Raw genomic sequence first — 13,174 nt, 5'->3', positions numbered from 1 at the left:
TCAGGCCTCCCGCGCATCAGGATAGCGTTCGAGCGCCTTGGCCGTGCGCGTCGGAATGTGCTCGCTGGGGAACATGCCATCCGCCGGCTTCGCGCGCTTGAGATAGGCGCGGGCGAGCTGCGAGCGGTGGGCGTCTGTCGGACCGTCGGCGAAGGCGAGCGCCATGTTTCCGGCGTACCATTTGGCGAGCGGCATATCGAGCGAAATGCCCAGTGATCCATGCACCTCCAGCGCGCGGCCGACGACGTTCGCATAGACCGACGCCATCGCCACCTTGCACATGCCGATGTGCTTGCGCGCCGCCCCGTGCTTCATCCGCCCGGCCTCGATCTCGTCGATCATCCACGCGGTCTTGAGCACCAGCAGGCGGAACTGTTCAAGCTCGATGATCGAATCGGCGATCTTGGCCTGCACAAGCTGGTGCTCGCCCAGCATCTTGCCCTTGGTTTGCCGCGACACGGCTCGCTCCAGCATCATGTCGAGCGCGCGATTGCACATGCCGACGGTGCGCATCGCGTGGTGGATGCGCCCGCCGCCAAGACGCGCCTGAGCCACCTTGAAGCCTTCGCCCGGATTGCCGAGCATATGGTCGAGCGGCACGCGCACCTTGTTGTAGCGGATGTGCGCGTGGTGTCCGTTGTCGGGATCGGTGTCGCCGACGATGGCGACGTTGCGCAGGATTTCGATCCCCGGCGTGTCGGCGGGGACGACGAACATGCTCATCCGCTCCGTCAGCGGTGCATCGGGATCGGTGACCGCGATGACGAGCAGGAAGCTGGCGAACCGGGCGTTGGAGGAAAACCACTTCTCCCCTTCGATCACCCATTCATCGCCCTCGCGCGTGGCCTTGCAGGTGAACACATCGGGATCGGCGCCGCCCTGCGGCTCGGTCATCGAGAAGCACGAGACGATCTCGCCCGCCATCAGCGGCCCGAGGTACTTCTCCTTCTGCTCGGGCGTGCCGAACAGCGCCAGGATCTCTGCGTTGCCCGTATCGGGGGCGGCGGTGCCGAAAACCACCGGTGCCCAGTTCGAGCGCCCGATGATCTCGTTCATCAGCGCCAGCTTGACCTGCCCATAGCCGGGGCCGCCGAGGTGCGGCCCCAGATGGCAGGCCCAGAGGCCCTGCTTCTTCACCTCGTCCTGCAGCGGCTTCAGGTGTCGTCTGGCCGCCTTGTAGCCGGGATCGAACTGCGCGCCCTGTTCGGGAAACAGCAGGTCCATCGTCTCGCATTCCTCGCGGACGAACGTATCCATCCAGTCCAGCCTGGCCTGGAATTCGGGTTCGATGCTGAAATCGATCATGATATCCTCCGGATTTCCGCGGCTGTTTCCTTGAAGACGTTTTCGACGATGCGCGCGAAGAAGCGCCCGGTTTCCTTGGGCAATATCCCGGCTTCGGCCTGAGCCACCTTGTATTCGAGCAGGCAGCCGGACTTGAAACGCGACAGGATCGAGAACCAGCGGAAGTCGCCGATATTGCGCCCGGTCCCCGCGCAGTAGTAGCGCGCCAGTTCCTGCTTGGTCGGGAAGTGCTCGGGGTTGTTGAGCGCGGTGGCGAATTCCCTTCCCGGATTTTCCTCGTCGCGCATACTGCCGGTGAACCAGCCGATGTCGATCATCGGATCGCCGATGGTCGAAAGCTCCCAGTCGATCATTGCGGCGAGCCGCGCGGGCGGTCCGTGGCGGAACATCATGTTCGGCGTGCCGACGTCGCCATGAATGATGCCGCGCACTTCCTCCGGCAGGGTGCTGGAGCGCAGCCACTGCTCGGTCAGCGCGTAGCCCTCGAGCTTGCGGCCTTCGTAGCCATAGCGCTCCTTGTAGGAGGCAAGCTGACCCGCCCAGCGGTCCACCTGCCTTTCAAGGAACCTGCCCGGCTTGCCGTAATCGCCAAGACCGATCGCCTCATAATCGACATTCGCGAGCTTCACGAGGCCGTCGACGATGACGAAGGGAATGCCGTATTCGTAAGGCATCCGATCGAAGGGCGGTTCGTTGTGAATCTTCTCGTCGCGCAGGTTCGGTGCCCAGCCTTCGACTTTCTCCATCACGTAGAACGGCGCGCCCACCACGCTGTCGTCGGGGCAGGAACCGTAGCAGACCGGGTGCGGCACATCCGTCCCGTTGAGCGCGGTGAGGATGCGCGCCTCGCGCAGCACGCCCTTTTCCGCGCCAGGCGGCGGGACTTCGGGCGGGCGCCGCATGACCATCGGCTTTTCGCCCCGGTCGAGCGTGAGCACCACGTTGGAAGTGCCGCCCGAAAGCAGCGAAGTCCTGAGCGGCCCCTTGCCCAGTTCCGGGACATGGACGTCGAGCCATTCGGTAAGCGGACCGATGGGCGCAAGCTTGTCGAGATCTGCTTCCATTACCGATTCCCGTTCAGCGGGCGCGTAAACGCGCCTCGAGTTGTCTGCGAATGGCCCGCAACGCCTCCGTGGTCCCGCGAACGTCGTCGAGATCGAGCGCGGGGATCAGATCCTCGGCGATCGTGTCCGCGCGCTGATCGATCGCGCGTTTGACATCAATGCCCCGCGGGGTGGGATGCAGCAGCGGCGCCCGCTTGTGATCCGGATTGTCCGCCATCTCGATCAGCCCGGCATCGCGCAGCGAATTGGCCGCGCGCTGCACAAGTTGGCGCGCCTCTCCCATCGAACGCCCGATCTGGGCAACGGTCGGCGCCCGCTCCGCCTCGACCACCGCGTTGAGGACCATTTGCTCGGAATCGTTGAGGGCACTATCCTGACGCGCCGCGGCGAACACGCTGCGCAGCCGGCTGTTCAGGCGGATGGTTTCATCCACCAGCCCGACAAGCGGGTGACGCGAATCGAATGCTTCGGCTTCCATGACACGATCATGTCAATATGACACGATCGTGTCAATATTAATCAGACTCGATTCCCTCCAGCATGGCCCGGGCGAGGTGAAGGAACGTGACGGTGTCCTCCTGTGCCGAGGGGATTGCCTTCCGGTAGGTGGCAAAGCCGTGGATCAGCCCCTTGCCTTCATAATAGCTCGTGGGGACGCCGGCCTCCACCAGCCCGGCAGCGTATGCACGGCCTTCGTCTCGCAGCGGATCGAGCGAAGCGGTCACGAGCACGGTGGGCGGAAGGCCAGCAAGATCGCCCAACAACGGTGAAGCGCGCTGGTTCTCGGGATCTGCCGCATAGTATCCGGTAAACAGATCGATAGAACTGCTGTCCAGTCCGTAACCGTTGCCGAAGAGGTCATGCGACGCATAGCGCTTCGAAAAATCCGTCACCGGATAGATCGGCAATTGCATGACCACCGGCAAGGCGGCCGGCTTGTCGCGGAGCGCGGCGGCTGTGATCAGCGTGATGTTGCCACCGGCGCTGTCGCCGCTCAGCACGAGGCCGGTAAACTCGCGCTCGAAGGCCTTGGCGTTGGCGGCGATCCAGCGCGCTGCCGCCTCGCCATCGTCAAGGGCGGCTGGCCAGGGGTTCTCGGGCGCGAGCCGGTACTCGACCGAGACCACCGGCAGGTCGAGCCGACGCGCTATTTCCGCAGCGAGTCCGTCGTGGGTATCAATGCTGCCCACGACAAAGCCGCCGCCATGGTAGAACACGACGACGGGCGATGCGCCGCGCTCTGCACGAATGTCGTAGAGGCGCAGCCGGATTTGTCCTGCCGGGCCGCGCATTTCAACGTCTCGCTGCACCGCGAGTTCGCCGACCGGCAGGTCGCCCATGGACATCGCCGCCATGGCGCTGGGAGGCATCTGACGGATCTTTTCGAGCATTTCGCGGGTCAGCTCGGGCCGGGGAGCCGCCCTCATCGCCTCGAGGTAAGCCTTCACGTCAGGTCGGACATATGGCGTCCCGGATGCCGGTGAGGCAGCCACGGGGGCCACCGCGGCATCTTTCGCGGCCGCGAGCGAGGGGCTCAGCGTCATGGCGCAGAGCGCCGCGCAGGCGGTAAGGCGCAGGCATCGGCGAAGGGCGATCCGGGAAACGTGCATCGGCGTTCTCTCCTCAGGCCACCGCGACGGCATTGCCGTACAGCTTTCTCAGTTCATGCTTTGCGAGCTTGCCCGAAGGCAGACGCGGAAGTTCCTTCACGAATTCGTATTCGCGCGGCGCGGTGACGGCCGAAATACGCCCCCCGCACCAGTCGCGCAGCGAGGCTTCCAGCTCCGGGCCGGCGTCGGCCCAGTCCTTGGGCTGGACCACCGCCTTGACCTTCTCGCCGTATTCGGGATCGGCGACGCCCAGCACCGCGACGTCGAGCACTTGCGGATGGACGATCAGGCAGTCCTCGATCGCCTGCGGATAGATGTTCACCCCTCCCGAGATGATCATGAAGTCCTTGCGATCGGTCAGGTAGAGATAGCCATCCTCGTCGAGCCGGCCGATGTCGCCCACCGCGAACCAGTCCGGGTGCTGTGGGTGCGAGGCGCTGCGCGTCTTCTCCGCATCGTTGAGGTAGTTCACCGACCGGCCCGGCATTGCTTCGAAATAGACGATGCCGGATTCGCCCGGCGGCAGCTCGCGGCCTTCCTCGTCGCAGATATGGATCGGTCCCAGCGACGAACGGCCGACCGAGCCGGGCCGTTCGAGCCATTCCTGCGAGGTGATCGCGGTAGCGCCGACACCTTCGGTGCTGCCGTAGTATTCAAAGATAATCGGCCCCCACCAGTCGATCATGCGCCGCTTGATCTCGACCGGACACGGCGCGGCCGCGTGAATCGCCAGACGCAGGGAAGACATGTCGTACTGCGCCCGCACGTCGTCGGGCAGGGCCAGCTTGCGCACGAACATCGTCGGCACGAACTGGGCGATATTGACCCTGTAGCGCTCGATCGCGGCCAGGACGCCCTCGGCATCGAACTTGCGCTGCGTGACGAACGTGCCGCCGAGGCGCTGCGCGGTGACCATGCCGGACAGCGGCGCGCCGTGATAGAGCGGGCCGACATTGAGCGAGACCAGCGGATCGAGCTCCTGATAGATAGGCAGGGCGCCTTCGAGCGCGTTGAACTCGTCGATCGGCCCCGGCGTGAACGGCAGGACGATGCCCTTGGGCCGGCCGGTAGTGCCGCTCGAATAGATCATGTGAAAGCCGGATATCTCATCCGCCACCGGCTCGGCGGGCATCGACGCCAGCACTTCGTCAAGCGAGACGGCACCTGTCATGGCCCCCTCGCCCGGCGGGTCTCCGGCGAAGAACACATGCGACACGCCCGGGGCCAGTTCCGCCCGGTCGCGCGCCAGCGCACACGGCGTCTCGCCGATCGACGCGGAAAGGAACAGCACTTTCGCCCCGGCATCGCCGACGATGTAGCTGGCCTCGGAGGGCCTGAGATGAGTCGAAAGCAACGTGACGAAGCAGCCGCAACGCGTCGCGCCCCAGTAGACCTTGGAAAATTCGGGCGAATTGCGCAGCATCACCGCTATCCGGTCGCCCGGACGCAGCCCCAGCGAGCGGAGCAGTTGCGCGACGCGGTTCGAACCTTCGTCGAGTTCCCGATAGCTGAGCGTTTCCCCGGTGTCGGCAACGATCATTGCCAGAGCATCAGGCGTGGTCCGCGCGTGGCGGGACGGGTGGTGGCCCGGCATACTATCGTTTCTCCCTCGAACGACCGAAGCGTCAGCCGCCTTTGTTCATGGATGGATCAGTATACCCCGCCCTGCTCCTCCGCAAAGTCCCGGGTGTCGCCCGTCGCGGCCGCCGCCGCCGCCTCGCGGGTCTCACGGGCCTCACGAATATAAGCGATAAGGGCATCGCGCCGGCGGGTGAATTCGTCCTCAGCGGTATACTGGCGCGGCTCCGTGTCTGGCTTGAACGCTTCCCAGATTACCGAGGCCTTTGCCTCGTCTCCGGGCTCCACGCCCATCACCTGCTTGCCGGTCACGCGGTCGATCCGGACCATGCGGATACCGGCCGGCGCGATGAACGGCCGGTCGCTCCAGCGCGGCTTTGTGGCGAGGACGACATCCTTGAATATCGGTGCGGCGATGCGCCCGCCTTGCGCATAGCCGCCCAACGAACGCGGCGAATCGTAACCGAGGTAGACGCCGCCGACGAGATCCTGGGAGCCGCCCATGAACCACACGTCGGTGGGACCGTTGGTAGTTCCTGTCTTGCCGAACAGCGGCAGGTCGAGATCACGCAAACGCACGGCGGTACCGCGTGTCACCACACCTTCCAGCATGTGGACCACCTGATAGGCGGTCTCGGCGTCGATCACCTGCTTGCCCCGCCGCTCTATACGCGGCATCGGCTTGCCGTCCCACTCCGCCATGTTGCAAGTGTCGCAGCGCCGCTTGTCGCCGCGCCAGATCACCTTGCCATTGCGGTCCTGCACGTAGTCGATGACCGTGGCGGGATACTGCACGCCGTTATTGGCCAGGGCCGAATAGGCGTTCGCCATGCGCGCCACCGTCGTCTCGCCCGCGCCGAGCGCGAAGGAGAGATAGGGCTTGTAGTCGCCGATGCCGACATGGCGGAAGTTATTGACCACGCGCGACATGCCCGTGTCGTTGGCGATACGCACCGTCATCAGGTTGCGCGACTGTTCGAGGCCCCAGCGCATCGTGTGGGTGCCGCCGCCCTCGCCGCCGAAGTTGCGGAAGCACTTCTCACCCAGGGCCCCGCCCTGGTAGACGCAGAAGGTACCGTCGAGCACCTGCGTCGCAGGCGTCATGCCGTATTGCAGCGCCGTCGCGTAGACGAAGGGCTTGATCGTCGAGCCGGGCTGGCGTTCCGCCTGCGTCGCGCGGTTGAACGAGGCGAGGCCGGAATCGAAGCCGCCCTGCATGGCGATGATGCGACCCGACCAGGGCTGCTCCATGAGCATGCCGCCCGAAACCTCGGGGATCGTGCGCACCGCGTAAGTTCCGGCGGAAACCGGCGCGGCGGCCACGAAGTCGCCCGCCTTGGCCCGCTCGGGAACGTTGGTCAGCGCCGAGGTGCTGCCATCCGAAAAGCCGATCCGGCCTTTGCCGTCGGCGGCGTCGAGGATCACGCCGACGCGCCAGTCCTTGTAGTCAACCGTCTTGTTGGAGACGATCAGCTGCGTCTGCCAATTCTCCAGATCCTTGATCTGGGCGATCGGCCCCGCCCAGCCACGATTGCCGTGATAGTTCAGCAGCCCCTTGCGCAACGCGTCGCGCACCGCATGCTGCACTTCGGAATCAAGCGAAGTACGCACCCAGAGCCCGCCGGCATAGACGCTGTTCGGCCCGTCCTCGGCCTTCTCGCCATAGCGCTCGATCAGGCGGCGGCGCACCTCTTCGACGAAATAGCCGTTGGCCGGATCGTAGTCGTTGCCGCGCTGGGCGACGAGACCGAGCGGCTGCGCCTTGGCCGCTTCGGCTTCCTCCCGCGTGGCCCAGCCATTGCGCACCATCTGGTCAAGCACCCAGTTGCGGCGCTCTATCGCGCGTTCGACGTGCTGCTTGCGTCCATAGACTTCGGGCGCGCGCGGCAGGATGGCGAGGAAGGCCGCCTGACTGAGCGTCAGCTCGTCGACGTCCTTGTCGAAATAGGCCCGCGCGGCGGCCTGGACGCCGAAGGAGCGGCGCCCCAGCGGGATTTCGTTGAGGTAGAGTTCGAGTATCTGCTGCTTGTTCAGCACGCCCTCGATGCGGCGTGCCACGATCATTTCCTTGAGCTTGCGGGTGACCGAATACTCGTCGCCGATCAGGATGTTCTTGGCTACCTGCTGGGTAATGGTGGAACCGCCCTTGGCGCGCTCGCCGCTGCCGTATTTGGAGACATAGTCGACCACCGCGCCGACGAAACCGCCGAAGTCCACGCCGCCGTGGCTCCAGAACGTACGGTCCTCGGCCGAAAGGAATGCGTTTACCAGCGGACGAGGGAAATCGACGTAACGTAGCTGGACGCGGCGCTCGCGCGCATAGCTGTGGATGACCTCGCCATCGATGCCCCGCACCATGGTCGGCAGCGGCGGCTGGTATTCGAGCAGCTTGTTGGCATCCGGCAGATCGTGGCTGAGATAGACCCAGAAGCCGACCATGCCGACAAGCCCGGCCAGGCACAGATAGCCGATGCGGCGCAACCCCTTGCGGGTACGCCAGGCGGTGCGGAATGCGGCCAGGCGACCCGAAGCTTCCCTGCGGATACGGAAAGTCGCGTCTTTGGGCTGCTGATCGCCGCCCGGCTCGTTCGTCTCGTCGCTCATTGCGCCAGCCCTCTAGCATGAGCCCTTCGGGAAGCGCCAGAGAGTCGTTGCCCCGTGCCGCCCCCAGGAGCGCGGTTCAGACGCCGGCGCGCCGCGCGAGGTAGGCGCGGATGGCGCGGGCAGTCGCCTTTGCGATGGTCTGCTGCCCTGCCGCGGAACCCAGGAATTGCGCGTCCTGCTCGTTGTTGATGTAGCCGGATTCGAGCAGGATGGAGGGGATGTCGGGTGCCTTGAGCACCGCGAGCGCCGCCGTCTCCACGCGCTCCCGGTGCAGGCCGACCTGCGCCTCGGCAAGCTCGCGCAGCATCAGCGAAGCGATCTCGTTCGAACTTGCCAGGGTATCGCGCTGCGACAGATCCAGCAGGATCGCGCTCACGTGCGCGTCAATATCGGAAAGCGTCACGCCGTTGAGCCGGACGGAGGTATCGTCGGTCGCGGCGAAGCGCCGCGCGGCCTCGTCCGTCCCCTTCTCCGAGAGGATGTAGACGCTCGCCCCTCGCGCGGAATCGTTCTCCGCGCTGTCGGCGTGGATCGAGACGAACAGGTCGGCGCCGAGACGACGCGCGATGTCCGGCCTGTCCGCCAGCGAAATGAAGCGGTCGTTGTCGCGGGTCAGCGCCACCCTGATGCCGCCGTCTTCAAGGAGGCGGTCGCGGATCGCGAGCGCAATCTGCAGGGCAACAGACTTTTCCTTGAGCCCCCCCTGCCCCGCCCCCGGATCGAAGCCGCCGTGCCCGGGATCGAGGACGACCAGCGGCCGGCTCGCATCGGCCGGCCCTTCAACTTTCGGCAGGTCCGCCGGCGCGCCGATCTGCGGCATGTCGAAGCGGATGACATGGCCGTAGCCCAGCGCCTGCCGGTACAATTCGTGGTCGACGACGAATGCCGCAAGCGCCAGTGCCAGAGGCACCGAAAGAATGACGACCAACTGAAGGGCGCGCAACATGACGATTCACTAAGTGCGGTTCTCCCGCCGGACAATCCCGCAACCGCGCGCTTTTCCCCCATTTTTAGTAGGGAAGCGTTAACCATGATTGTGGCAGGACTGACCAGTGGCAAGTAACTTGCCGTGCAAGGCCATGAATGCTAGGCCATTTCAACCCGGAGCCATCAAGCCTTCGGTCCTCGCAAATCCGGACATGAACCCCCAGATGGGTGCCGGACAGGACCGACGATGCTGAAACTCCGGTCGTCAGAACCGGAAATTCATCCGGATCCAACAGGTTGACGCGAGACATGAGAAGCCAGTTGCCGCTTTGCCAGCCGATGCCCGCGAGGGCATGGGCGGTCTGGCCGCAATTCAACGCGTGTTCGAATTCGCCACGCGGCCTCGCTCTCGCAGACACAATGACCACAAACGGGGCGCTGGATTGCCCCGATTTCATGCTTACCCCTGCCCGACACACGCAGAGCCTCGCCGTATTTGGCCGAGCGCTCCACGTGCCGCCGGGCATTTTCGAACAGAACCGCGCCTCCACGGCTGATCCGGCCGGGTCAAGGCGCGCATGGAGATCACGTAATGGCAACGCGCATGCTAATCGATGCGCGCCACCCGGAAGAAACGCGGGTGGCGGTACTCAAGGGAAACCGCATTGAAGAGTTCGATTTCGAATCGACCGAACGCAAACAGATAAAAGGCAACATCTACCTGGCGAAGGTCACCCGTGTGGAACCTTCGCTCCAGGCGGCGTTTGTCGACTTCGGCGGGAACCGTCACGGCTTCCTGGCCTTCAGCGAAATCCACCCCGACTACTACCAGATCCCCAAGGAAGACCGCGAGGCGCTGCTGGCCGAAGAGGCCGCCCACGCCGAGGAGGAAGCCGCGCTGCGCGCCAGCGAGGGTGACGACGGGGATGACGATTCCGCTTCCGACGGCGATGCCGATGGCGAGGGCGAGGATTTCGACTCCGACGACTACGAAGGCGGTGGCCTGACCGAAGTCGACACCTCCGAGAAGGACCATGTCGCGACCATCGAGGCCGGCAATGTCGAGAACGGCTTCGATCACGGCGATGGCGAGGATGAGGCCGAGACGGACTCGTCGGAAAACGATTCCGAGGGTCCGCGCCGCCGCGGCCGTCGCCGCCAGAGCAAGGGCCGCTCCAAGGAAGCGGACGAATTGCGCGCCAAGCGCATGGCGCTGCGCCGCCGCTACAAGATCCAGGACGTCATCCACCGGCGCCAGGTGCTGCTGGTGCAGGTCGTCAAGGAAGAGCGCGGAAACAAGGGCGCGGCGCTGACCACCTACCTCAGCCTCGCTGGCCGCTACTGCGTGCTGATGCCCAATTCGAGCCACGGCGGCGGTATCAGCCGCAAGATCAGCTCGGCCAGCGACCGCAAGCGCCTGAAGTCGATCATCTCCGAACTCCAGCTTCCGCGCACCATGGGCTGCATCGTGCGCACGGCAGGCCTCCAGCGCACCAAGACCGAGATCAAGCGCGACTTCGACTATCTCGCCCGCTTGTGGGACGAGCTGCGTGAAATGACGCTGAGGTCCGCCGCGCCGACGCTGATTCACTCGGACAGCGATCTCATCAAGCGCGCCATCCGCGACATCTACAATCGCGACATCGAGGAAGTCGTGGTCGAGGGCGAGGAAGGCTACCGCGCCGCCAAGGACTTCATGAAGCTGCTGATGCCCAGCCATGCGCGCAAGGTGAAGCCCTATTCCGACCCGGTTCCGCTGTTCCAGCGCTACGGCGCGGAAGACCAGCTTACCGCGATGTACGATCCTGTCGTGCAGCTCAGGTCCGGCGGCTACATCGTCATCAACCCGACCGAGGCCCTGGTCTCGATCGACATCAACTCGGGCCGCGCCACCAAGGAGCACGGGATCGAGGGAACGGCCGTTTCGACCAACCTCGAGGCGGCGCACGAGATCGCCCGCCAGCTGCGCCTGCGCGACATGGCCGGCCTTGTCGTCATCGACTTCATCGACATGGAGTACGGCTCCAACGTCCGCAAGGTCGAGAAGGCGATGAAGGAAGCCCTCAAGAACGACCGGGCGCGCATCCAGGTCGGCCGCATTTCCAGCTTCGGCCTGATGGAAATGAGCCGCCAGCGCCTGCGTACCGGCGTGCTCGAGGCGACCACGCGTTCCTGCCCGCACTGCGACGGCACCGGCCTCGTGCGCACCGCCAGCTCGGCGGGCCTTTCGGCGCTGCGTCTGATCGAGGACGAGGCGGCCAAGGGCAAGGGCGTGGTCGTGACGCTCTTCGCCAGCACCGAAGCCGCGGTCTACCTGCTCAACGCCAAGCGCGCGGACCTGGCCGACATTGAAATGCGCTACGGCGTCACTGTCGAGGTCATTCCCGAGGGCGAGAACGAGGGCGCCAAGATGCGCGTCGTCTCCTCAGGCCCGCGCAACGAATTCGTGCCGCGTTTCGAGCCGATCGCCGTCGACGTCGAGGATGACGACCTCTCCGAGGAAGAGGACGACGAACTCGAACTCGAAGAGGCCGATGCTCGCGCCGAGGGTGAAGGCCGCCGCAAGCGCCGCAAGCGCCGCCGTGGTCGCAGCCGCGACCGCCGCGACGAGCAGCCCGCCGGTGAAGGCGAGGAAGGCGAGGAAACTGCCGAGGCCATGGAGAGCGAGGGCGAGGAGGCCCCCGCCAGCGCCGATGCGGAGGAAGGCGAGGCTCCGCGCAAGCGCCGCCGCCGTGGTGGCCGCCGCCGTCGCGGACGCCGTGGCGACGAGCACGGCGAGCACGGCGAGCAGCTCGAGGCCGGCGAAGGCGAGGAACAAGCTGCCGAACGCGAGCAACCGGAAGCCGATGCAGAACCGGCCGTAGAAGCGGAAGAAGCTCCCGCGCCAAAGAAGCGTACACGGCGCAAGAAAGCCCCCGAAGCCGAGGCACCCGCCGAAGCCGAGGCACCTGCAGCAGCCGAAACACCGGCGGAAGAGGTCGCTGCGGAGGAAGCTCCGGCAAAGCCGAAGCGCACCCGGCGCAAGAAGGCCGAACCCGAAGCCGAAGCACCGGCAGAGGAAGCCGCTGGCGATCAGGCGAGCGTCGAGGAAGCTCCGGCCAAACCCAAGCGCACGCGGCGCAAGAAGGCCGAAGCGGAAGTACCGGTGGAGGAAACCGCTGGCGATCAGGCGGCCGTCGAGGAAGCCCCCGCCAAGCCCAAGCGCACCCGGAGAAAAAAGGCGGAGGCTGATCCGGTCGAGGAATCGTCGGTCGTCGATGCCGCTCCTGCCGCCGAAGCAGCCCCATCCGAAGAGACGGCGGTTACGGCTTCGAACGACACCGAATCCGAAAGCGCAGAATCGCCGCGTCGCGGCTGGTGGCAGCGTACTTTCGGCGAATAAGGCCCGTCACCCCGGACTTGTTCCGGAGCCGGCGGCTGTTGTTTACGCGCGAGGGCGCGCCGAGCGACAGCCACCGGCCCCGGACGAGCCAAATGACGTAAACGGTGCTTTTTCTTGATATTTTGAACCGAATGGGTTATATACCCCAGCCATCCGGCGGGGCAGGTACAACCCTTCCGGTGTGCCGGGTCGGCGCTGCGGGCCGGGGCTCGAGCTGTCCAAGCCGTGGCCGCGCAAGCAGCGCCCAGAAAGACCGGGCAGGTTCTTCGTGGCTCCGGCATCCGTCCCCCTCCATCCGGGGACGCACCCGGAAGCCCCAGGGCGCCGACCGTCGCGAGCCCGCTGCGACGCCCTTCGAACCCGTCCATGAAATACCCAGGCCGAGCCGGACTGCCGCTGTCGCTAGCCGGCCACTCGCCAGTGACGACCGCAAACACCCGCGCCCCCGCAAGGGCGCCCCAGCGCCGGCCCGATGTTTTCCTGGCCCCGAGCGTTTTTCCCTTCGGCGTTATCCCGCATTCGCCAGCGGGCGTTCTGCCGTGTCCGTCCGCCTCGCGCGGGCAAGGACCGGCATCGGCCCTTCCCCCTCGACGGTCACCCAGGGGAATCGGGTGAATGAGTTTTCACGAGATGAGGCTGACGAGGAAGTCCTCGTCCCAGCTGGCGGCCAAGCGCTTTGATGTCATGGATAGCTTGGTCGGATG

The 13,174-nt window shown here is 65.5% G+C and carries 8 protein-coding genes; 1 reads left to right on the top strand and 7 read right to left on the bottom strand.

All coding sequences use genetic code 11. The features are described 5' to 3' along the window. The 7 genes from IEX32_RS12470 to IEX32_RS12440 all read right to left on the bottom strand — a co-directional run bounded on the left by IEX32_RS12470 (position 1) and on the right by IEX32_RS12440 (position 9,107). Positions 1–1,305, bottom strand: coding sequence for an acyl-CoA dehydrogenase family protein (locus IEX32_RS12470; RefSeq protein WP_188771867.1), 1,305 nt, complete (start codon positions 1,303–1,305; stop codon positions 1–3). Beyond that, a complete protein-coding gene (locus tag IEX32_RS12465) occupies positions 1,302–2,369 on the bottom strand; it encodes a phosphotransferase family protein (protein ID WP_188771866.1) in 1,068 nt (355 codons plus the stop codon). Before IEX32_RS12465 ends, IEX32_RS12470 begins: the two co-directional genes overlap by 4 nt. 13 nt (positions 2,370–2,382) lie before the next feature. Continuing rightward, a complete protein-coding gene (locus IEX32_RS12460; protein ID WP_229736355.1) occupies positions 2,383–2,802 on the bottom strand; it encodes a MarR family winged helix-turn-helix transcriptional regulator in 420 nt (139 codons plus the stop codon). Between the two features lie 82 nt (positions 2,803–2,884). Further along, the gene (locus tag IEX32_RS12455) at positions 2,885–3,979 is read right to left on the bottom strand and encodes an alpha/beta hydrolase (protein WP_229736354.1); all 1,095 of its coding nucleotides are present in this window, start codon (positions 3,977–3,979) and stop codon (positions 2,885–2,887) included. Between the two features lie 13 nt (positions 3,980–3,992). Then, the gene (locus tag IEX32_RS12450) at positions 3,993–5,573 is read right to left on the bottom strand and encodes an AMP-binding protein (RefSeq protein ID WP_188771864.1); all 1,581 of its coding nucleotides are present in this window, start codon (positions 5,571–5,573) and stop codon (positions 3,993–3,995) included. Positions 5,574–5,629: 56 nt separating this feature from the next. Then, a complete protein-coding gene (locus IEX32_RS12445) occupies positions 5,630–8,161 on the bottom strand; it encodes a penicillin-binding protein 1A (RefSeq protein WP_188771863.1) in 2,532 nt (843 codons plus the stop codon). A gap of 76 nt (positions 8,162–8,237) precedes the next feature. Then, positions 8,238–9,107 (bottom strand): N-acetylmuramoyl-L-alanine amidase family protein, encoded by an 870-nt coding sequence (locus tag IEX32_RS12440; protein ID WP_188771862.1) that lies wholly within the window; start codon positions 9,105–9,107, stop codon positions 8,238–8,240. Positions 9,108–9,680: 573 nt separating this feature from the next. Here IEX32_RS12440 and IEX32_RS12435 point away from each other — a divergent pair. Beyond that, positions 9,681–12,470 (top strand): Rne/Rng family ribonuclease, encoded by a 2,790-nt coding sequence (locus tag IEX32_RS12435; protein ID WP_188771861.1) that lies wholly within the window; start codon positions 9,681–9,683, stop codon positions 12,468–12,470. The last annotated feature ends 704 nt before the right edge of the window (positions 12,471–13,174 follow it).

It is taken from the genome of Novosphingobium endophyticum (genome assembly GCF_014640675.1).
In the GTDB taxonomy this organism is placed as follows: Bacteria; Pseudomonadota; Alphaproteobacteria; order Sphingomonadales; family Sphingomonadaceae; genus Novosphingobium; species Novosphingobium endophyticum.
The sequence above is the reverse complement of the archived record's forward strand: the minus strand, read 5'-3'. Positions and strand labels throughout refer to the sequence as shown.